This window comes from Actinotignum sanguinis, assembly GCF_003957255.1.
In the GTDB taxonomy this organism is placed as follows: Bacteria; Actinomycetota; Actinomycetes; order Actinomycetales; family Actinomycetaceae; genus Actinotignum; species Actinotignum sanguinis.
In genome coordinates this window covers 1-19,630 of record NZ_QDIE01000034.1, presented here as the reverse complement: position 1 = coordinate 19,630, position 19,630 = coordinate 1, and the positions used below count along the sequence as shown (strand labels likewise).

The window sequence follows — 19,630 nt, the reverse complement described above, 5'->3', positions numbered from 1 at the left end:
TTGCGGGGTATCTCCTTTCGAGGATAGGTAGGAGTTGATTCGAAAGGTACCCGCGATGGTCGCCTTTGTGTATACCGACACGAGGATCACCGCGGGATACAGATACACCACACTAACGGACGCAACCGTAGCGATCCCTAGATCCTGGCCGATGGTATTGACGTTTTCCCCGTTCAGGTAACGCCGGCAAGCTTCTTTCTGAGTCGTGAGAGACACGCGTTGGCGTGGTTGGTGCCCATCGTTGGTTTTCCACGCCGGGTCTTTCGCGTTTTTCTTGGCCCACCGCCATAACGTTGCCTGGTCAGGATAACCCAGTTCTAGGACTGTTTGCCTTAGAGAGCCAAGCTTTTCCAGGATGGCGAGAGCTCTTTGCTTGTCTTTGGCGGAGTACCTGATCCCGTTTGCAACTCCCGGTTTCTTATTCATTGAACGATCTCCTTAAAAATCTCTAGGAAACCGTCCGCACCCCCATCCTCAATAGCTATGCAATTACCGTAATTGCACCAATTGTTCATTCGGTTCTCAACTAGGAGTTGTTATGCGCAATATGCATAAAACTTTTATATCGGTTGCGGCTATAGCCGTGGCGTGCGCGGCGCCGCTCTCCGGAGCGGGTTTAGCTATTGCTGATACCGCAAGCTCTTCAACAATATCTCCCACCGATAGCCCTCACCCTGGCGGCGAAACTCATACCGTAGCCGCAGCATACCCGAAGGCTACACCTGCAAGTCCGCAACGCCGCGCGATGTCTCCGCTTCCGGTTTTCAGCAGTGATGTAGCCGAGGATGCGCGCCCCACTTTCACGGTTGGGCAAACCAATTTAAAGCAGATCCAAGTCGACAAAGTAAATGGCCGTGTCACTTTCATCGCTCCTAAAGATGCGGCTCCTGGCACAGAGTATCAGGTTCCTATTGTCGCCACCTGGCCCGATAAACACACCGAGAATCTCACCGCCACGTTTATCGTGAGTGATAAAAAGCTTTGGACTCCCACTTTTGGACTCGTGGTTGAGGGTAAAATCGTCACGGGTAATGACGAGGATCTTTCTTACATCCCGGCCGACTTCCAGAACCTGAAAGTCACCATGACCTACGAAGGGGAATCTGTTACCGGCAGCTTCCACGTACCTTGGAGCAAGAACGACAACCCGATTTTCGTGAATTTCTTCGAGGATCCGTCATATATGGGAGCATCGCGATTCTGGATTCCCGAAGGTGCTAACCTTCACGCGACAGTGACAGGCTGGGATTCCGAGAAGTACATCCTCGGAATCCACCCACGAACGGCAGGCGAAACTGGTGCGAAAGTAGAGGGAAACGAAATCTCCCTCACTTGGAACGGCAACAATATCCTCCTGAACTTCCGCACAAAAACTGACGCTGATCGATATGAGGGGCACTATGAGGGAGGTTCCACCGCTCCCGGCGGCAAAGCCACTATCGCTTCTCCGAAGTTCACGGACGAAGCCGGTAAGGACACTGCTATCCCGAACAAGACCTCCTTCAGCGTCACCCCAGACAGCGGTGCAACTATCGACCTTAATACCGGCGCTCTGGAAATAGCTGTTCCGCACGATGCCGCCCCGGGTAGCATCGTGATAGTTCCGGTTACTATTACCTACCCGGACACCTCAACTGAAGTAATCAACGTTGAAATTGTCGTATCCGAGCCTGAAATGAAACCGGATGAAGGAACGGGCGAAAATACAGGTGAGGGTACCGGTGACGTAAAGCCCGGAACCGAAACACCAGAGGTAAAGCCCGGCGAAGAAACGGGTAAGGATACCGGTGACGTAAAGCCCGGAACCGAAACACCAGAGGTAAAGCCCGGCGAAGAAACGGGTAAGGATACCGGTGACGTAAAGCCCGGAACCGAAACACCAGAGGTAAAGCCCGGCGAAGATACCAGTGAGATCAAACCCGAAGCTCAGGGTTCGAAGGCAGAAGATTCAAAGATGGAATCTCCCAACCCCAAAGTTAACACGCCTAAGCCCGCGCAGCCGGCCAAGAAAGCAGAAAGCAAGCAACTTCCTGCCACCGGTGCGGAAAGCTCTGCACTCGGCGCACTCGGACTTGCTGCCGTAGCAGGCGGCTCCGTGCTCATTGCGCGGAGAAAGTCTCGGCTTTCATAAAGTTCTTTGATTACCATGTGGCGGCCACCGAGATTCCCGCAGCGGCCGCCACATGCGTATTTAATTACTATAGAACGTAATGTAGGGACGGCCTACTCCATAAAGTTGCACAACTCAGGTCTAACGACCACGCCTCTACCAATCGAGAGCCTCGCCCGTACCACCCTCACGCCGAACCTCCTTTACCCCAGCGGGCGGCGCCGGTAGAGGCGCAGGGCTAGCCAGAGGAGCGCGAAGGCCGCGAGCGCCGTCGTCGTTACTATCCACCACAGCCCCTGGACCGCAGCGCCACTCGCCACGGCGCCCACCGCATCATTCAAACCGAGCGGGCTATAGCGCGCGCCCGCCTCCCACATGCCGCCGAAAGCCAGCACGAGGTAGGCAACGAAACCGATCTCGGCGCTGGCCAGCATATTTCCCGTCGCCACCGCAGCCAGCACCACCACGGCGAGTAGAAAAACCATCGCGAGCAGCCAGAGCGCCGCGGCTCCTAGGAGCGCCCACACGGCGCCGTCGTCGAAAAGAATACGGGTGAGGATACCGGCCACCGCGCTCCCGCCGAAGGCCACCGCCGCCACCAACAGAACCGTGCTCAGCATTTTCCCGGCGAAAACAGCCGCGCGGCTCACCGAACGCGTGACGATCACAACCACCGTACCACCGAGCAGCCCGGTAACAATCTGGTAGGCACCGAGCATCACAAAAAGGATCCCGAAAATCTGGTGGAGGTTTTTCACCCATTGCGCGTGCGCCTGGATCCAGGTCGGCTCGGGCATGGCCGCGCCGAGTGCGGCCGCGGTATCAGGCCCGGCCAGCGCAGCAATAATATCCGGGGCGTAAAGCGCCGTCAGCGGGGAGATAACCGCGAGCAGCAGCGCCAGGCCGAGTACCACCCACGTGCTGGGCACCCGCGCCAGCCTGCGCAGGTCGTACCGCAGCACCGCGCGGTTTCCGGTACGAATTTCTGCAGAACTCATTGGCTTACCTTTCCGCGCGAGAGGTACTCGTACACATGCTGGAGCGAGGGCGGGGCGACTTCAAGTTGCGCGTCCACACCCGCGGCCTCGCACGCCGCCGCGATGGCGGTACGGGCCGCCGCGGTATTCGCGCGCTCCACGCTCACCTGCACCGTGGCGCGTTCGGGCCGATAAAGAGCGAGCACCTCATCGAGGGGGCCTTCGGCAAGAAGGGTGCCCTCGTGCAACATCCCCACGTGGTCACACACCTGCTGCACATCCGCGAGCAGATGCGAGGTGAGAAGCACCGTGGTGTGCCCGGAAAGCTCGCGAATAATATTGAGCACATCCGCGCGGCCCAGCGGATCGAGGGCGCTCGTCGGTTCGTCCAGCACCAGGAGCCGCGGGGCACCCACCAGGGCCAAGGCGATGCCCAGGCGCTGCGTCATGCCGCGGGAAAATCCGCCGATATTCCCCGGGGCGCGGGTCAGGCCCACCAGCTCCAGCAGATTGGCGGCGCGGCTCCGGGCAATCGCGCGTTCCACCCCGGATAGCTCACCGAAGAATTCGAGGGCCTGCGGCGCGCTCATCCACCCCGGCAAGCTGGGTACGTCCGGTAGATAGGCGACGCCGGGCACCGGGGCGGCCGGCAGCGTCCCCCGCTCACGTCCGAGCACCCGCGCCGTGCCAGAACTGGCGGCGATAAGCCCCAGCAGAATTTTAATTGTGGTAGTTTTCCCGGCGCCGTTTCCGCCGATCAACCCGTAAACCGAGCCCTCGGGCACGTGCACATTGACATTCGTGAGGGCCGCGAGTCCCCCAAAATTTTTACTGAGGTTTTCGGTGTGAACCGCGTACGTTTTATCCATAAAGCTCACGCACCGTTTCGCTCGCGCTGGCGGTTTGTGTTGCGGGTGCTTGCGCCGCGCCTTGCGTTGTTCCCAACGCCGCGGCCGTGTACGTTCCAGCCGTGTGCGTTCCAGCTCCGGCAGCACGCTGTTCTTCCCAGGCCCGCCGCTGTGCCAGTGCCGTGCGCGCCCGCACGTACATAAAGAGGAACAGCAACGTGCCCACTAGCTAGCCGAGTAGAACAATCACCACCCAGCCCAGGCGCGGCACTCCGGCGAGCTGCCGTTCCGGCCACCGTGAGAGCAGCACCAGGCTGGTGATCAGCAGGGCGAGTTGAATAAGTGCCACGATTCCCAGGGCGATCTGCGCCGGCAGGGGCAAAGCAAGAAAATCTTCCATGGTTACTCAGTTCCTTTCGTATCGGGCGAGGGTGCGGTACCGCGCGCGGCCGGGTTTTCCGAATGCTTGCGTTTAAGCAAACGGTCCAGATGCCGTAGTGCTCCGCGCGTAGTAGCGACGACGACGCCAGCTGCCACAGCGGGAAGTGCCACCGCAGCGCATCCGGCAAGGAGGGATGCTGAGGCCGGACGGTGGCTGGCACAGCGATCCTGTGCCGCAACCGAGAGGAGCGCCGTGGATTGCAATCCGACCGCGAGTGCGGTAGCCGGAATATCCACACGTTCGCGATTACTCCAGGCGGCGAGTGCCGTGCCAGCAACTCCGAGGAGCGCTGCGGGCGCCACGGCCTGCGGTGCCGGAACTATGTTGCGCGGGCGCAGGTTGGCATGAAAACCGGAAGGCAGGTGCCGGTGGCGGCGGGCCACCAGGATGGCTGCTCCCACGGCGAGGGCTCCGCCAAGTGCGGGAGCGATGGTGAGAGCGCGGCGGGTGCGGGGAGGAATATAGTCTTCGAGATCCGGGAGGGAATCATCCGGGCGGATTATTCCCAGGCGTACCGCGAGCGCCCCCATATTAATATCCCAGCCAATCCCGAAGCTGCGCGGCACAAAAATCCGGGGATTTTCTGGTTCGAACCAGCGCGAGCGAGCCTCGCGGCAACGCAGGGCTTCCAGGGAGGCGGGGATTCCGAAGACCGTGGGAACCTTGGAATCAACGGAAACCGCGGAATCGGTGGGGGTTATGGGATTCCTCGGATTCGTGGGAGTTGTGGGCGAGCTAGGCTCCGGCATTGTTATCACCTCGATCGGTTGTGAGTGCGGTGAGATGGGATGTGACGACGGCGGCAAGGTTGCGCCATTCGCCCGCGAGGCTTCCTCCGTAGGTTCGGCCAGCCGCGGTGATCGTGTAGATCTTGCGCGGGGGCCCGGCCGGGGATTCCTCCCAGTGAATGGCCAGGTGGCCAGCCTTCTTGAGACGATTGAGAAGCGGGTAGAGGGTGCCGGCCGATACCGCCACACCCGCGTTTTCCAGGCGCTGGAGCAATGCCCCGCCGTAAGCCGGCGCTCTGGAAAGCGAGGCGAGCACGATAAGTTCAAGCACGCCTTTACGAAGCTGAGAATCAGCCACCACTTCCCCTTTCAGTCACTGCGGTGCAGGTGCTAGCTTGGCCCGTTTCCGTCTGCACATTCACACCGCTTGTATGCATCACATAGTAGTAGGGATGGCACAGTAGCGCGGCGAGTTTTCAGGATATGAGAAATCCAGCAGTTTCTCCGCTACTATCAGGCCAATAGTTCAGCCCGCCCGAGGTTCCTCGGTGTGGGCTGATCCTCTACCCACGGATGAGTTTGGGGCCTAGCCCCCCCCCATTACCGGTTCCTTTTACTTTTTATCCAGGGAATAGGCGATGCTAAAACCCCGAACCCTTCGGAATTCTTGACGCGAGGTAGGGAAGGCATAGTGGCCACCCTCGAAGTTGTGGTAGATATCGAGGCCGCGGCCCAAGAAGATGAGCCATCCCGTATCGACACGCAACCAGCGGTCGTGCGCACGCGAATCGAAAATCACGTCGAGGTCAATACCCTGCTCAGCGGCATTTTTCGTGATCTTATCTAGCATCCGAACCTGAAGTTCGTGATGCTCATCCTTCTTCGCCCTAAGTGTGTACAACCGAAAGCGGCATCGCTTTTCGGGTTTTTTCACCAGGGCCACAACCGCCATGAACTCAACGAGGTTACGCCCCTGATACGAATAGCTGATGAACGGATCATGCAATTCAACATCCGCACATCCCCGCAGATAGGAGGCAAATAGCAAATCAAAGGTAACACCGGTTTGCCCCTCATCGAAGATGCGGTAGCCCGGAAACGCGACACTGTGCCGGCCAGAACCGTATCGGTGCAAAGATTTCTGCACGCCGTGGTCACCACTAGTTTCCAATACACGTTTCCCCATAAGGAAAATATAGATGACTAGCCGCGCGCTCTCCGTAGAGGTGGCTGATCCCACCCCACGTCCCCCAGCTTCCACTTGCAGATCACCGCGCGAATCGCACCTCCTCCGCCTGCATACTCTCTGCATAGTGACATTTTTGCCACTATGGATTGTCATTTAGCTCAGGCATGGAAGTGGCTGGAATAGGGGGTGTTTTCCGAGGTGTACTGCACCTGTAACACAATCGCAGTACAGCTGTGAAAACACGCCCCCTCCCCGCTGGTACTAATGTGACTATTGGGATTATTGAGATGAGGTCTTGGATTGAGTCGAGCGGCGGCGTACCCCGCCGAGGCCCACCCCGCCAACTAGCGGCGCCGTCGTACAAAAAATAAAGGGCCCGGAAACCGGACCCTCTACGCTTCTCGCAACAGCGAGCACCCCACTTTAGGAATTGGGGCGCTTGCCGTGGTTCGCCTTCTTCTTGCGGCGATCCTTGCGCTTACGACCACGCTGGCTCATGTTCTCTCCTCACGTCACGTTTTCTCAGCTCGTAAACGAGCAACCACATTAGCTTACCAAGGGCGGCCGGTCTGGTAAATAAAACCGGCACAATGTGGCGAAACTACCCGAAACGGCGCCCGCTACCCGAAATCGCGGGTAGTGCGCCGGTAGATCGAAATCTGTTGTGCAATCCGCACCCGCAACGTCGCCGGCGCGACCTCCCGGCACGAAGCTCGTAAAATATCACGCACGTGAGTTTCCGCTTCGGCCCGTTCCGTGCAGCGCGAACAGCCCGAAATATGGGCCTGCAAACGCTCGCTTTGCACCGCCGAAAGCTGGTGATCAAGATACTCGAAAAGATAATCCGTAATATCCCTGCAGGAACACTCCCCCGCCGCGCTATCCAATTCAACTCCGCGGTTCCGGAACGAGTCTTCTACCCCGCGCTGCAGCCTATCCTCACCGCTCACTTCTTCTCCTTCTTCCCATAGCCGAGTTCACGCGCGTAGTCCGCGAGCAATTCCCGCAGCTGCTTACGCCCGCGATGCAGACGGGACATCACCGTTCCGATCGGTGTTTCCATGATGTCCGCAATCTCCTGGTAGGAGAAGCCTTCAATATCCGCAAGGTAGACAGCCATGCGGCGGTCCTCCGGCAACGCACTCAAAGCATCGCGAATTTCCGATTGCGGCAGATTCTCCAGGGCCTCCGCCTCCGCGGACATCATCCCCGAAGACGCGTGCGAAGCCGCCCGATATTCCTGCCAATCCTCCACTTCCGAGGAATCAGCCTGCTTGGGCTGGCGCTGCGCCTTGCGGTAATTAGAAATAAAGGTGTTATTGAGGATGCGGTAGAGCCACGCCTTCAAATTCGTGCCCGGCCGATACTGGTGGAAAGCCGAGAAGGCTTTGGCGTAGGCCTCCTGAACCAAATCTTCAGCGTCGGCAGGATTGCGCGTGAGGCGCATCGCGGCCCCGTATAACTGGTCGAGATACGGAAGAGCATCCCGCTCGAACCGCGCGGCGCGTTCGGCGGCGGTTTCATCGGGGGCGCTTCTTATTAGGTCTGTGCTCATCATGATCTAGCCTAGCCCGTCTGCTGGACTAACATGGGTATAACGCCCGGAAAACGCAGGTATATTCCCCGATTTAGTGTAACAATATAGGTATGGGTATGATTCGATTCCTCGCGCGGCCCCTGCTCGCCGCGCCCTTTATCGCACAAGGGTTGTCCGCGGTACGCCACCCCGAGGACCACCAGGAACGGGTGGAGAACATCGCCGGCCTTGCCGGCATGGCCGGGGTTGATCTCGAATCCGTTGACACCACCACTCTCACTCGCGCACTGGGCGCCGTCCAGCTTATCGGCGGGGCTTTCCTCTCCATCGGCAAATTCCAGCGCCTGTCCGGAGCGGCTCTCGCCCTCACCCAAATCCCGGTAGCCCTGGCCAATCACCCGGTCTGGGCAACCGAAAAGAGCGAACGCCGCGAGGTGCTGAGCGGGCTGCTCGGCGCGCTCGGGCTGGCCGGCGGTGCCGCGCTGGCGTGGACGGATCGCAAAGGCAAGCCTTCCCTGGGGTACCGTGTTTCCGAATGGCGCGATCAGCGCAATGAGCTCGCGGATGTGCGGGCGCAAGCACGCGAACAAATCAGAGAGGCGAAGCGTTCCTAAATGACTGACCTGTGGCCAGCACCGTTCCACCCATCCCCCGTTCGCGGCAGCGTGGACGTTCCCGGGTCCAAATCGCTTATGGCACGTTTCCTCATCACCGCCGCGCTGGGGGAAGCCGGCACGGCGGGGCGTATCGTCGCGCCCCTGCGCGCCCGCGATACCGAGCTCATGGCCCACGCCCTCGCGGATATGGGCGTGGGGGTGGCCTGGCAGCGCGGCGCGACCGAAGCTGAGGATATTCTCGATATTTCCCCCGCTCCCCTCCACGGCGCCACCATTGACGCGGGGCTCGCCGGCACGGTCATGCGTTTCGTACCGCCGCTGGCCGCTTTCGCGCGCGGTGAGGTTGTGATTGATGGCGACGACGCCGCCCGCGTGCGCCCCATGGACCCGGTCGTGCAGGCCCTGCGTGACCTGGGAGTGGAGGTTGATGCCGCCAGCGATAGCGCCGGACGGGCGGTCCTCCCTGTGCGGGTCCACGGACAGGGGCATCTGGCCGGAGGAACGGTGGAGATTGATTCCTCCGCCTCCTCGCAATTCATTTCCGCACTGCTGCTGGCAGGTCCGCGCTGCGAAGGCGGGCTGGTGCTGCGCTCGGTGGGGCCCAAGGTTCCCTCTGCGTTCCACCTGGCCATGACGGTGGACGTGCTGCGCCGGGCCGGCATCCAGGTTGAAGAATTCGCGGCCGGCGGGGCGCCTGCGGATCGCGAGCACCCGGCGGTGGAATGGCATGTGCATCCTGGCATACCGCAACTGGGAACAGTGGTGTTAGAACCGGATCTTTCCAACGCATCCCCCTTCCTGGCCGCCGCTATGGTGACGGGTGGAACCGTGGAAATTCCGCGCTGGCCGGAACGCACCACCCAACCCGGGGCGCAGATCGTCGATATTTTCACGGCCATGGGAGCGCGCGCCCACCTGCGCGCGGATGGGGTCCTCGAACTCACCGGGCCGCGGGACATTGCTCCGCTTGACGCTGATCTCAGCGATGTAGGCGAGCTCACGCCCACAATCGCCGCGGTGGCGGCTTTTGCGACCGGGCCGAGCGCGCTGCGCAATATCGGGCAGTTGCGCGGGCATGAAACCAATCGCCTAGCCGCTATCACCGCGGAGCTGAGCGGCGTGGGAATTCCCGCCCGCGAAGAAGGCGATGACATTATCATCACCCCGCCAGCGGTGCCGAGCGCGGCGGGTGGGCCGGCCCCGCGAGTCACGGGCGAAGGCCCGGTCATCCGCAGCTACGAGGATCACCGCATGGCAACTTTCGGGGCGATCCTCGGCCTGCGCATCCCCGGACTGCGCGTGGAAAATATTGCCACCACCGGGAAAACCATGCCCCGTTTCGCCCATATGTGGACAGACCTGGTGGGCCGATGAGGGATATCGGTACCGACGATCCGCGCGTGCGGGTGCGCCCCGGAAAGGGCTCGCGGCCGCGCACGAAGATTCGGCCCGATTACTCCGACCGGCCCCTCGGCCAGGTCATCACCATTGACCGCGGGCGCTACACCGTGCTCATGAACCACGGCACCCGAATCATCGCGGTCAAAGCGCGGGAATTGGGCCGGGGCGCCGTCGTCGTTGGAGATAAAGTACGCCTGACCGGTGACCTGTCCGGACGCAAGGACACCCTGGCCCGCATCGTTTTTATCGAGGAACGCAGCTCGCAACTCACGCGTTCCACGGACGAAGGAAACGAACGCGAACGTACCATCGTGGCAAACGCGGATCAGATGGCGATCGTGGCGGCACTCGCGCAACCCGAACCGCGGCGCGGCATGATTGACCGCTGCCTGGTGGCCGCGCACGATGCCGGGATGGATCCGCTCCTTATTCTTACCAAAGCGGATCTGGCGTGCCCGGATGCCTTGCGCGCGTATTACGAACCGCTCGGGGTACCGATTCTTGCAACAGCTTTGCGGGGCGACGCCGCCGCTGCGCCTTCCGGGGAATCTGCCACGCAAGCGGGCCTGGACGCAGTGCGTGCGGCGCTGCACGGGCGAACCACGGTGCTCGTGGGCCATTCCGGGGTGGGTAAATCCACTCTTCTCAATGCGCTGGTGCCGGCCGCCGCACGCGAAACCGGGCACGTCAATGAGGTGACCGGAAAAGGCCGGCACACCTCCACCTCCGCCATTGCTTTCCCGCTCCCCGGTGGTGGGCACCTCATTGATACGCCGGGGGTGCGCAGCTTCGGGCTGGCCCACCTGGACGCCACCGATATCCTCCACGGCTTCCCCGACCTGGAAGAAACCGCGCTGGAATGCCCGCGCGGATGCAGCCATGCCGCTACCGAACCCGAATGTGCCCTCGATACCCTCACTGATCCACGCCTGCGCGAGCGGGTGGGTTCCTTACGCCGCGTGCTCGCCTCGCGCGGCTTTGAAGAATGGGAGAAATAAATGGATGCTAGCGCCACTATCGCCTTTCTGCACACCGTTGCGGATGCCGTGGATGCCCTCACCCTGGAGCGTTATGAACGCCGCCGCCTCACCGTGGATACGAAGCCCGATAATTCGCCGGTATCCGACGCGGATCGGGCCGCTGAGCGACTCATCCGCGAGTACCTGGAGCGGGATTTTCCCGGGGACGCCGTCTACGGGGAAGAGGAAGGCGGCAGCCTTGAGCACGCCCCGCGGCGTTGGATCATTGACCCGATTGACGGCACCCGCAACTACGTGCGCCACAACCCGGTCTGGGCCACTCTCATCGGCGTGGAGGAAAATGGGAAGATGGTGGCCGGTATGGCGTCGGCTCCCGCACTCGGGCGGCGCTGGTGGGCGAGCCGCGGCGGCGGGGCGTGGCTGAGTGAAAACGGGGGCGCACCCCAGCGCCTGCGCGTCTCCGATATTGATCGAATGGACCGGGCTGCTTTCGGTTTTTCTTCCCTCTCCAGCTGGGATGAAACCGGGCGCATGGCCACCCTCATCGCTTTCGCCCGCGCCACCTGGGGTACTCGTGCCTACGGGGCCTTCTGGCCCTATATGCTGCTCGCCGAGGGCGCCTTCGATATCGCCGCGCAACCGGGCTTGGATGTTTACGATATGGCTGCGCTCGTGCCAATCGTGGAAGAAGCCGGGGGAACCTTCACCTCGCTGGAGGGCAAGCCGGGCCCCTGGTGGGGAAGCGCGCTGGTGACCAATGGAAAGTTGCACGCGGCCGCCCAAGCAATTATTAATGAGACACATATGCAGCCGGGCAGCGGGGAAGAGACGCGCCCGGATAGCCGAAACTAGCCGAAGGAGGAACTGTGGGACGCAGTGATAAGGCCGAGCCGCTAATCGAGAACGAGGGCTTTTCCGCGGGCGCGCCGGCCGGCGTGCCTGCCAGTGCGCTTGCTAGTGCGCCCGCCGGTGCTCCCGCCAGTGCGTCTGCCAGTGCGCCCGCGCGCGAAGTTCTCACCTGGGAGCGGTTCGGTGAGGTCACCCGCGAACTCGCCCGCGACATCTGGGATTCCGGCTACCGCCCGGACATTATCGTGAGCGTGGCCCGCGGCGGACTGCTTCCCGCCGGTGCGATTGCCTACGCTTTAGACCTCAAGAGCATGCTCGTCCTCAACGTCGAGTTTTACACCGGTATCGGGGTCACGCTCAAAGATCCGCGCCTGGTAGAACCGTCCGGTGACGTGCGCGGCATGGCGGGCAAAAAGGTTTTAATTGTCGACGACGTCGCTGACTCAGGGCGTACCCTCCGCTTCGTCAAGGAACTCTGCGAAGAGTACGCCACGGAGATTCGAGTGGCGGTCCTCTACGAAAAGTCACGCTCGGTGCTCAAACCCGATTACGCCTATTTGCACACCGACTCGTGGATTGCCTTCCCGTGGTCGGATAAGGACCCGGTCAACGGGGGTCAGGCAGAAGCCTAAAAATTTTTGTCGTAGCCCGGCAGTAGGCTGAAGCCATGAAGATCTTGCACACCTCCGATTGGCACCTCGGGCGCACCCTGCACCGGGCGGATCTCACTCCCGCCTTTGAGATGTGGGTAGATCACGTCGTGGATACCGTGCGGGAACGTGAGGTAGATGCCCTCCTTATCAGCGGGGATGTCTATGATCGTAGTGTCCCACCCGCTCCCATGGTTGAGCTTTTTTCACGCACCCTACGTAGGCTCGCGCAGCTCACCACCGTCATTTTGATCTCCGGGAACCACGATTCCCCCCAGCGCCTGGGATTCGGGGCGGAACTTTTCCAGGAGCGCATTGTTATTCGCACCGATCCGCTGCGCTGCGCTCAGCCAGTAGAGCTGCGTGATCGCGCCGGGAATCTCGGAGCGCTGGTCTACCCCATTCCCTATTTGGATCCCGATGTGGAACGGCGCCGCCTGGCGGGCGGTGATGCTCACACCGGTGCGGGCAATTCGGATGATTCGGAGGGTGTGGAGCTGCTGGAGCGCTCGCATGCCGCGGTGATGCACGCAGCTGTGGGGCGCATTGCCGCGGATATCCAGCACGGCCCGCACGCCGGCAAACCGTTAGCGCGTATCGCTATGGCACACGCCTTTGTTGCCGGCGGGGCAGCCAGTGAATCCGAACGCGATATTTCCGTGGGCGGGGTGGAAGTTGTTCCCGCCGCGCTTTTCGCCCTGGGTGGTGCGGGGGAATGCGCCACTCCGGGCCTCAGCTACGTGGCTCTCGGTCATTTGCATTCTCCGCAGCGGGTAGGCGGCGCACCAGAACCGGGTGCTTGCGAATGTAGCGGGCTGCCGCCCATGCGCTACTCGGGCTCGCCTATCGCTTTTTCTTTCTCGGAAACCCGGCCTAAATCTTCTGTTCTCCTCACTTTTGAAAGCGGAGTGCTAGTGGAAGAAGAACTCATTCCCGCTCCGGTATGGCGCCCCATCGTCACGATTGAAGCGCCACTAGCCGAAGTTCTCGGTCCTGCGCATCGCGATGCTCGGGATAAATTCGCTCGCATTCTCGTCACCGATCCAGCCCGCCCGGCAGATCTGACCACCCGGGTACGGGCCGCTTTCCCGCACGCTCTGGAAATTCGCCACGTGGTAGATCCGGCCGCTACCCGCCACGGCGCAGCTGATACCCGGCGTCGTGATGCTTTGAGCGTGCTGCGCCAATTCATGTCAGAAAGTGGGCACCGGGATCTTACGGAGGAAGAAGATCAGGTCATGGTAGCGGCATGGGAAGCCGTTCGCACCGGGGAAAAGGAGTAAGAGCTCATGCAGCTGCGCCGCTTAGAACTTCAAGGTATCGGCTCCTTCGCGGGGCGGGAAGTCATTGATTTCGATGCCCTGGGCGCATCCGGTCTTTTCCTGGTGGAAGGACCCACGGGAGCGGGCAAATCAACCATTATTGACGCCGTCGTTTTCGGGCTTTTCGGTACGGTAGCCGGCGGGAAAGAAAGTTCAACCGAGCGCCTGCGTTCCACGCATGTTGCTCCTTCCACCACCAGCTACGCGGACGTTATTTTCACCATCGAAGCGGGCACATTCCGGGTGCGGCGCACCCCTAGCTTCACGAAACCGGGTAATTCCTCCCCCACCGCCGCCACCGCGAAATTGTGGAAGCTCTCCGAAACCGCGGTGGACCTCGGTGATATAGACGGCGGTACCCCGATTGCTACCAAAGCTCGTGATGTCGGGGTGTATATCAGCAACCTGCTCGGGCTCAATGCGGAACAGTTCTTGCAAACTATCGTGCTCCCGCAGGGGAAGTTCGCTGAATTTCTACGGCTAGAAAGCCAAGAACGCACCCGGCTTCTCACCCAGATTTTCGACACCCGTGTTTTTGGTTCCGTCACCCAGTGGCTCACGGATCACGCCCGCGCAGCGCGCGGAGCTATTGCGAGCGCTCACGAAACCTTCGTGCGGGCTGTCTCGAATACCGCAACCGCCCTGGAACTTCCCCCCGCGGAGGGTGACTCCCTCATCGGCGCTGCCCAAGGGGTCGATTTGCCAGCCGAAGGTGAAGCGGTGATCGCCACCCTGGAGCAGGCTCTCGCCGCCGCGGAACGCGCTAGCGATGCACTCGCCCGGGCCGAAGAAGCAGAAGGCGTATTTGAGCGGGCCCGGGAACACGAAAACGCGCAGCGCACCCTGGCTAGCCGCATCGAACGCCGCAAGGAGCTGCGCGCCCAGGCCAGGCAGCTCGGTGAACGCGCAGATGCGATCACCGCGGATCGCGCTCGCCTCGCGGCCCACCGCGCCGCCACCCCGCTACTCCCGTATGTGCATGCGCTGGCGCGCGCTCGCCAGGAAAGCCGCGATTGCGCCGGTGCCTGCGCGGCAGCCCAGGGCCACCTCGTGGCTACTTTCGCGAAATTTGGCGCGAGCACCGGGCGGGTTGATGGCCCCGTTACTGATATCACCCCTGCCGGGGTGGAATCCGGGCGGCGTGCGGTCACGGAGCTAAGCGAAGCTAGCGGGCGATTGGCCGAATTGGAGCGTACCGAACACGAGGTAGAGCGCAAACAGCAAGAAGCCACCCGCGCTGCCGCACAGCTTGTCGAACTCCACAGCTCGGTGGAAAAACTACGCGATGAAGCAGCTGCCGCCGCAGCTGAACGCGAAGCCATGGAGAAGGAACTAGAAACGGCCCGCGCCATCGCCAGTGGTGAGCCCGCAGCTGCGCAGCGGGTACACAGCGCCACGGAGCTTCTCGAAGTATTGGAGCGGGTTGCTGCTAGTGAACGCGCGGAGGTAGAAGCCAGCGCCGCCCTGGCTGAGGCTCTCACCCGGGTACGGGAAGCGGAAAGTAGCGCCCGGGAAATCACCGATGCGTGGGTGCAGTCCACCGCCGGTGAATTAGCGGGGCAACTGCGTGAGAAAGAACCCTGCCCGGTATGCGGATCGTGCACCCACCCGGCGCCCGCTCCCCCGGAAACTGTCCGTGCCACCGCCGCGCAGGTGAAAGCCTCCCAAGAAATAGCCTCCGCTGCTCGGGAAAAGTACAGCACCCGCCTAGCTGACGTGGAGAAAATAAAAGCCCAGCTTACTGAGCAACGTGCTGCGGCGGGGGATGCCACCGTGGAAGTAGCCAGCGCGGAACTAGCTGCCGCCCGCACGGACTTGAGTGCGGCACAGCAGGCAGCGTTACGCGTTACCGACGTGGAGAAGCGAATCGCGCAGCTCGCTGAACAAGCTAGTTCGCGGGAAACATCTCTGGAACAATTACGCACCGACATGACCCAATTAGAGGCTGAGAATACCTCCCGTACCCGTAATATCAGCGCGCAACTCGCGCGCCTCAGCGCGGAATACGCCGGCTTTGCTTCTATCGCGGAGCGCCGCACTGCTCTTGACGCGCTGCGCGAAGCCCAGGATGCGTGGAACACTGCGGCCAGCGGGATGCTCACGGCACGTGAAGATGAACAGACCCGCAGCGAAGAACTCACGGAGGCTCTGGCCGGCACTGAATTCGCGGATGCCGAGTCGGTGAACGCTGCCGTGCTCAACGATGCGGAAGAAGCACACCTTCAGGATTCGATCACCGCCTTTGCTGACGAATGCCGCGATGTTCAGAGCAAACTTGCCGAACCGGAGCTCGCTGAGCTTCCCGAAAATGCCCGGGCTGATGTCACGGAAGCGGAAGAAGCCAGTGCGCTGGCACGCCGCACTGCTCAAGAAGCGCGGGCACACGCCACCCGGGCGGAGAATCAGGCCCGCTCCGGGCGGGAACGCCTAGATGCCGCCCAGCGGGATCTACAAGCGTGGCGGGCGGTGCGTGAACACTCCGGAGCGGTTGTGCGTTTAGCTTCCTTAGCTACCGCAGGTCCCGAATCGGTCACGAAAGTGCCCCTGGAAACCTTCGTGCTGCAACACCGTTTCGAACAGGTAGTGGATGTCGCTAATGAACAGCTCGCAGATATTTCGCTCGGGCGTTTTGAACTCATCCGAACGGACGAAAAGGAGAAAGGCAGTCACCAGTCGAAAACCGGTCTCGGGCTGGCTGTTATTGACCACGCCGGCCCCGAACCGATCCAGCGCTCCGTCCGCACGCTCTCGGGAGGGGAAACGTTCTACGTGTCTATCTCCCTGGCCCTCGCCCTGGCGGAAGTGGTGCGCGCGGAAAACGGTGGGATCCACCTTGACACCCTCCTCATTGACGAAGGCTTCGGTTCGCTTTCCGACGGAGCACTCGATCAGGTCATGGGGGTGCTGCATGGCCTAGGGAAAAACGGGCGCACCGTGGGGGTTGTTTCCCACGTCTCCGAAATGAAACAGATGATCAGCGAACGCATCTCTGTTATCCCGCGGGACGACGGCACGTCACATATACGCGTGACTGCCTAACGCAGCTGGCACCGGCTGTGCTGATCAGCCCCGCCTGACCGGCCCCGCGTGTGCATGAGCGCTCGCGTGTTCGGCCCGAGCAGGAATCACTATCACGCGCGTATCGGTCTCTAAGCCTGCACCGCCACGCCCAGTTCGAGGGCTAGCTCAAGGCGTTCGGAAACGTCATACCAGAGCAAGTCCTCCTCGGCGAGCACCTCGAAAGCGGACTCGTCATCAGGCCCTGCCAACACATATGCTTCCATGTCGGCTCCGTCCACGTGGATGGAGACCACCTCATCCCAGGAGAGCTCTTCGGAAAGCTCCAGGGCAGTGGGCAAATACTCTTCCGGTTGGGCAAGATCTCGGCATTTCTCAGGTGCCACCTCAGCGGCAATCACGACTCGGCGCGGGCGCAAGCCACCTCGTTCCGGCAGCACTACCCCGAACTGGTGATCAGCCTTCCCTGCGAATACCGCAAAGACGGCACGCAAAGAATCGTCCGCGGCGGCATTGAAAGCAATAGCCTCGAGGTAGTCACGATCTTCATCATTTACTTCACGCGCCAGAGCCTCCGTTGCCGCGTGCACCACACGCCCGGAAAGCACGGACAACGCCACATCGGCAGGAGTAGCCGGAAGATAAATCCTCATGCGCCCAGTCTACTCACCGCCCCTACCGCGACAATCTAGAACAGCACGCCCCAGCCGCCGCACATCCCGGCTCGCCCCACTGCGAGGGGCTAAGGCCACCACGCTTGTGCCAGCCCGTTCGGCCCGTGCGTAACGGGCGGCGTCGTCGCGCACCCCCACCACGGCAGGTAGCTCTTCCTCCGCAAGCTCGGCAAAAGCAAGGCGATCTTCCAGGCTAGAACGGGTAACTACTGGCACGGCCGCACGGGCTATCGCCCGGGCCTGCCACCACGCCTCCACGCCGCGGCGCAAACCCACCGGTCCGGCGCGGCACGCAACCACAACGAGGTCCGCAGCGCGGAGGGCGCTGAGAGCCACGCTATCGCGCTCGCCCGCAGCCCCGGCATCCTCCCCGTGGTGTTTGCGTCGCCCTAGCTGGTTGCGCTCATGCGGTAGGGGGTATCTACCCGTGTGAACACCTGCATCGTCAAGAAAAGCGGGAAGTTCCGCGGCACAATCGACGATGGTGATCTCCGCAAAGGGACGGAGTTTATCCCAGAGCCCACCCATACCGGGCCCCGTCAGTTCACGCCAGCGCCCACCGCGGTTAAGACCGGGGAGAAAGTGCAAGGTACCGCGTGGCCCGCTACGCACGTGCCGAATATAACGCGGAAGCTGCTCCTCAATAGCATCGCCGGTATGCAACGCGCGCGCCACCCCGATAAGCCCGGACGGCTCCTCGCCCAGATCCACGAGCTGGGCCATTGACGGGTTGCGGGTATCCGCGTCCACCAGCAGCACGGTGTGCCGCTCGCTCAGCACCCAGGAAAGATCACGCGCCAAAGTAGAACGCCCTGGCGCCCCCGCGCTCCCCCAGATCGCCACCAGAAAACCGGGGTCGGGGTTCGTGCTCATTGCACCTCACCTACCAGCGTGAACGAGGCACCCGCCGCGAGTTCCTCCAGTGCGATCCCGAGCTCAGCACGCGGGATATGTACTTCCACCGCCGCCGTACCCGCGAAATGCGAGTCGCTAACCGTTCCCGCGAAAATGACCTCCCGGGAGATAAGCCGGGCGGGGGCTTTTTCCGCGGCGCTACCCGGGGCCGGAAGGGCCCACAGCTGCACCTGCGCGCCGCGCACCAAAGCTGCGGGGAGCGCGCCGTTGAGGGGGAGCATCGCCACCACCCGCTCCCCCGATATGCGCAAAGCTGACTTTTCCACCAATTCACCAGGATAAATCGTGCGCCCAACCGTACCCGCGTGACCTGCCTGAATATAGGCATCAGCAAGCCCGGCTGGAAGTTCGACCACCGCGAGCCCAGCCTGATCCAAAGGTGTACCGGGAACCACCGCTTCGGTCGCCCGATAAACAGGGACAGTAACCGGACCGCGCAGCACATATGCCCCCGCGAGCGCGCCGGCAGCGATCAGTGCCACTCCTCCTGCTAGGCGCGGATCTTTCCACCGCGCCCCCGTTTTCTCACGCATCTGCCCTCCTTATCCGATTCTGTGCACGTGACCGCGAATATTCGCGACCGGACGCAAGTGGGAGCAAGTGGGAGCGAGCGAATATGACCGCCACCGCGGCCCGGTCAAGACTGCTCGCGCCGTGGTGTCAGTGTGACAGGTGGCGCGCAACTCGCCAAGTCCCCATCCACAGCCTGTGGATATCGACCTCTTTCCTTGCCGTTTCTTATAGGAGCTATCCACAGGGAAACGATGCTGGGTATACCCGGCTGATTAATAGTTGAGACACACGGGACATTTATTCATACCACCACGGTGAGAACCGCGTGCCACCCGTTCTTCATCACGGACGGACCGCGTGGTTCTTGGTCCTGACCGGAAACCCCACCGAAGAGGTTAACGATGTCGGCAACGATCAAAGCGCTGCTATCAGCGTTCGCAGGGCTCGCGTCCGCATTTTTCGCGGTCGCGACGGCCCGCCTGCATGCCCCGCCCGGGAGCGTCGCCCAGCTCACCGGGATTCTCACCGTGGGCGTATGCATCGTCGCGTACCTGGCGTGCGCGCGGCTCACCCTCTGCTATTGCGCGGTTGCTCGTTTCGCCCGTGGGAAAGACGATGCCGTCACCCGCCTCGCCCGCCGCATCGGCGGGCGCCGTTTCCGCGCTGCTCTCACCAGCACCCTCACCACGACGCTGGTGGCCATGCCCGGAGCCTGGGCCGCAGAGCCAGATTCTAGTGTACCGTCCGTGAAATAGCTTACTGGTGATGGTATTATTGATCCATGTCGCACCCCGCTAAACCACTCGCCTTGAGTGACGAGGAACGAAGCACCCTGGAAAAGATCTACAACTCACCATCAC

The 19,630-nt window shown here is 61.8% G+C and carries 22 protein-coding genes; 9 read left to right on the top strand and 13 right to left on the bottom strand.

Features of this window, described 5'->3' with window-relative positions; all coding sequences use genetic code 11:
- Positions 1–426, bottom strand: a 426-nt coding sequence (locus DDD64_RS07665; RefSeq protein ID WP_206435408.1) for a hypothetical protein, incomplete at its 3' end; no start/stop codon positions are given.
- Positions 427–745: 319 nt separating this feature from the next.
- Here DDD64_RS07665 and DDD64_RS07660 point away from each other — a divergent pair.
- Positions 746–2,131: a YPDG domain-containing protein gene (locus DDD64_RS07660; RefSeq protein WP_164545969.1), complete on the top strand. Its 1,386-nt coding sequence runs from the start codon at positions 746–748 to the stop codon at positions 2,129–2,131.
- Between the two features lie 182 nt (positions 2,132–2,313).
- Here the strand turns inward: DDD64_RS07660 and DDD64_RS07655 are convergent, their stop codons facing one another.
- The 9 genes from DDD64_RS07655 to DDD64_RS07620 form a co-directional block, all read right to left on the bottom strand.
- Positions 2,314–3,108 (bottom strand): hypothetical protein, encoded by a 795-nt coding sequence (locus DDD64_RS07655; RefSeq protein WP_126135785.1) that lies wholly within the window; start codon positions 3,106–3,108, stop codon positions 2,314–2,316.
- Positions 3,105–3,956, bottom strand: a complete 852-nt coding sequence (locus DDD64_RS07650; protein WP_126135784.1) for an ABC transporter ATP-binding protein — start codon at positions 3,954–3,956, stop codon at positions 3,105–3,107. Before DDD64_RS07650 ends, DDD64_RS07655 begins: the two co-directional genes overlap by 4 nt.
- Positions 3,957–4,164: 208 nt before the next feature.
- A complete protein-coding gene (locus DDD64_RS08815) occupies positions 4,165–4,335 on the bottom strand; it encodes a hypothetical protein (protein ID WP_164545968.1) in 171 nt (56 codons plus the stop codon).
- 2 nt (positions 4,336–4,337) lie between these two features.
- The gene (locus DDD64_RS07640; protein WP_126135782.1) at positions 4,338–5,126 is read right to left on the bottom strand and encodes a DUF5808 domain-containing protein; all 789 of its coding nucleotides are present in this window, start codon (positions 5,124–5,126) and stop codon (positions 4,338–4,340) included.
- Positions 5,113–5,463: a PadR family transcriptional regulator gene (locus DDD64_RS07635; RefSeq protein WP_126135781.1), complete on the bottom strand. Its 351-nt coding sequence runs from the start codon at positions 5,461–5,463 to the stop codon at positions 5,113–5,115. The genes DDD64_RS07640 and DDD64_RS07635 overlap by 14 nt, the downstream gene beginning before the upstream one ends.
- Before the next feature lie 255 nt (positions 5,464–5,718).
- The gene (locus DDD64_RS07630) at positions 5,719–6,291 is read right to left on the bottom strand and encodes an MIT C-terminal domain-containing protein (protein ID WP_164545967.1); all 573 of its coding nucleotides are present in this window, start codon (positions 6,289–6,291) and stop codon (positions 5,719–5,721) included.
- 426 nt (positions 6,292–6,717) lie between these two features.
- Positions 6,718–6,792 carry a 50S ribosomal protein bL37 gene (locus tag DDD64_RS09210; RefSeq protein WP_096334972.1) on the bottom strand — a complete coding sequence of 25 codons (75 nt, stop codon included), beginning with the start codon at positions 6,790–6,792 and terminating at the stop codon, positions 6,718–6,720.
- Between the two features lie 122 nt (positions 6,793–6,914).
- Positions 6,915–7,244 carry a mycothiol system anti-sigma-R factor gene (rsrA, locus tag DDD64_RS07625; protein WP_016441762.1) on the bottom strand — a complete coding sequence of 110 codons (330 nt, stop codon included), beginning with the start codon at positions 7,242–7,244 and terminating at the stop codon, positions 6,915–6,917.
- On the bottom strand, positions 7,241–7,852 hold the full coding sequence (locus DDD64_RS07620; RefSeq protein ID WP_126135779.1) for a sigma-70 family RNA polymerase sigma factor: 612 nt from the start codon (positions 7,850–7,852) through the stop codon (positions 7,241–7,243). Before DDD64_RS07620 ends, rsrA begins: the two co-directional genes overlap by 4 nt.
- Before the next feature lie 89 nt (positions 7,853–7,941).
- Between DDD64_RS07620 and DDD64_RS07615 the strand changes: the two genes are divergently transcribed.
- The 7 genes from DDD64_RS07615 to DDD64_RS07585 are packed head-to-tail and all read left to right on the top strand — an operon-like array spanning position 7,942 to position 16,689.
- Entirely contained in the window at positions 7,942–8,445 is a 504-nt protein-coding gene (locus DDD64_RS07615) for a DoxX family protein (RefSeq protein WP_241227606.1), read from the top strand.
- Complete coding sequence (aroA, locus tag DDD64_RS07610) at positions 8,446–9,822, top strand: 3-phosphoshikimate 1-carboxyvinyltransferase (RefSeq protein ID WP_126135778.1); 1,377 nt, start codon at positions 8,446–8,448, stop codon at positions 9,820–9,822.
- Positions 9,819–10,847, top strand: coding sequence for a ribosome small subunit-dependent GTPase A (gene rsgA, locus DDD64_RS07605; RefSeq protein ID WP_126135777.1), 1,029 nt, complete (start codon positions 9,819–9,821; stop codon positions 10,845–10,847). Before aroA ends, rsgA begins: the two co-directional genes overlap by 4 nt.
- Positions 10,848–11,681 carry an inositol monophosphatase family protein gene (locus DDD64_RS07600; protein ID WP_126135776.1) on the top strand — a complete coding sequence of 278 codons (834 nt, stop codon included), beginning with the start codon at positions 10,848–10,850 and terminating at the stop codon, positions 11,679–11,681.
- A gap of 14 nt (positions 11,682–11,695) precedes the next feature.
- Positions 11,696–12,310, top strand: coding sequence for a phosphoribosyltransferase (locus DDD64_RS07595; protein ID WP_241227604.1), 615 nt, complete (start codon positions 11,696–11,698; stop codon positions 12,308–12,310).
- Positions 12,311–12,345: 35 nt separating this feature from the next.
- Positions 12,346–13,611 carry an exonuclease SbcCD subunit D gene (locus DDD64_RS07590; protein ID WP_126135775.1) on the top strand — a complete coding sequence of 422 codons (1,266 nt, stop codon included), beginning with the start codon at positions 12,346–12,348 and terminating at the stop codon, positions 13,609–13,611.
- 6 nt (positions 13,612–13,617) lie between these two features.
- Positions 13,618–16,689, top strand: coding sequence for an AAA family ATPase (locus DDD64_RS07585; protein ID WP_126135774.1), 3,072 nt, complete (start codon positions 13,618–13,620; stop codon positions 16,687–16,689).
- Positions 16,690–16,799: 110 nt separating this feature from the next.
- Here the strand turns inward: DDD64_RS07585 and DDD64_RS07580 are convergent, their stop codons facing one another.
- From DDD64_RS07580 to DDD64_RS07570, 3 genes are read right to left on the bottom strand one after another with little or no spacing between them, the layout of a single operon-like run.
- Entirely contained in the window at positions 16,800–17,321 is a 522-nt protein-coding gene (locus DDD64_RS07580) for a DUF6912 family protein (protein ID WP_126135773.1), read from the bottom strand.
- Positions 17,322–17,330: 9 nt separating this feature from the next.
- The gene (locus DDD64_RS07575; RefSeq protein ID WP_126135772.1) at positions 17,331–18,215 is read right to left on the bottom strand and encodes a CpaE/TadZ family protein; all 885 of its coding nucleotides are present in this window, start codon (positions 18,213–18,215) and stop codon (positions 17,331–17,333) included.
- Entirely contained in the window at positions 18,212–18,790 is a 579-nt protein-coding gene (locus tag DDD64_RS07570; protein WP_126135771.1) for a hypothetical protein, read from the bottom strand. The genes DDD64_RS07575 and DDD64_RS07570 overlap by 4 nt, the downstream gene beginning before the upstream one ends.
- Before the next feature lie 381 nt (positions 18,791–19,171).
- Between DDD64_RS07570 and DDD64_RS07565 the strand changes: the two genes are divergently transcribed.
- Positions 19,172–19,525 carry a hypothetical protein gene (locus tag DDD64_RS07565; RefSeq protein ID WP_126135770.1) on the top strand — a complete coding sequence of 118 codons (354 nt, stop codon included), beginning with the start codon at positions 19,172–19,174 and terminating at the stop codon, positions 19,523–19,525.
- Positions 19,526–19,630: the final 105 nt, after the last annotated feature.

What these genes read in the sequence shown, in the direction of transcription:
- DDD64_RS07660 (WP_164545969.1), top strand. Translation starts at nt 746, where the DNA reads ATGTCTCCGCTTCCGGTTTTCAGCAGTGATGTAGCCGAGGATGCGCGC.
- DDD64_RS07655 (WP_126135785.1), bottom strand. Translation starts at nt 3,108, where the DNA reads ATGAGTTCTGCAGAAATTCGTACCGGAAACCGCGCGGTGCTGCGGTAC.
- DDD64_RS07650 (WP_126135784.1), bottom strand. Translation starts at nt 3,956, where the DNA reads ATGGATAAAACGTACGCGGTTCACACCGAAAACCTCAGTAAAAATTTT.
- DDD64_RS08815 (WP_164545968.1), bottom strand. Translation starts at nt 4,335, where the DNA reads ATGGAAGATTTTCTTGCTTTGCCCCTGCCGGCGCAGATCGCCCTGGGA.
- DDD64_RS07640 (WP_126135782.1), bottom strand. Translation starts at nt 5,126, where the DNA reads ATGCCGGAGCCTAGCTCGCCCACAACTCCCACGAATCCGAGGAATCCC.
- DDD64_RS07630 (WP_164545967.1), bottom strand. Translation starts at nt 6,291, where the DNA reads ATGGGGAAACGTGTATTGGAAACTAGTGGTGACCACGGCGTGCAGAAA.
- DDD64_RS07620 (WP_126135779.1), bottom strand. Translation starts at nt 7,852, where the DNA reads ATGATGAGCACAGACCTAATAAGAAGCGCCCCCGATGAAACCGCCGCC.
- DDD64_RS07615 (WP_241227606.1), top strand. Translation starts at nt 7,942, where the DNA reads ATGGGTATGATTCGATTCCTCGCGCGGCCCCTGCTCGCCGCGCCCTTT.
- aroA (WP_126135778.1), top strand. Translation starts at nt 8,446, where the DNA reads ATGACTGACCTGTGGCCAGCACCGTTCCACCCATCCCCCGTTCGCGGC.
- rsgA (WP_126135777.1), top strand. Translation starts at nt 9,819, where the DNA reads ATGAGGGATATCGGTACCGACGATCCGCGCGTGCGGGTGCGCCCCGGA.
- DDD64_RS07600 (WP_126135776.1), top strand. Translation starts at nt 10,848, where the DNA reads ATGGATGCTAGCGCCACTATCGCCTTTCTGCACACCGTTGCGGATGCC.
- DDD64_RS07590 (WP_126135775.1), top strand. Translation starts at nt 12,346, where the DNA reads ATGAAGATCTTGCACACCTCCGATTGGCACCTCGGGCGCACCCTGCAC.
- DDD64_RS07585 (WP_126135774.1), top strand. Translation starts at nt 13,618, where the DNA reads ATGCAGCTGCGCCGCTTAGAACTTCAAGGTATCGGCTCCTTCGCGGGG.
- DDD64_RS07580 (WP_126135773.1), bottom strand. Translation starts at nt 17,321, where the DNA reads ATGAGGATTTATCTTCCGGCTACTCCTGCCGATGTGGCGTTGTCCGTG.
- DDD64_RS07575 (WP_126135772.1), bottom strand. Translation starts at nt 18,215, where the DNA reads ATGAGCACGAACCCCGACCCCGGTTTTCTGGTGGCGATCTGGGGGAGC.
- DDD64_RS07570 (WP_126135771.1), bottom strand. Translation starts at nt 18,790, where the DNA reads ATGCGTGAGAAAACGGGGGCGCGGTGGAAAGATCCGCGCCTAGCAGGA.
- DDD64_RS07565 (WP_126135770.1), top strand. Translation starts at nt 19,172, where the DNA reads ATGTCGGCAACGATCAAAGCGCTGCTATCAGCGTTCGCAGGGCTCGCG.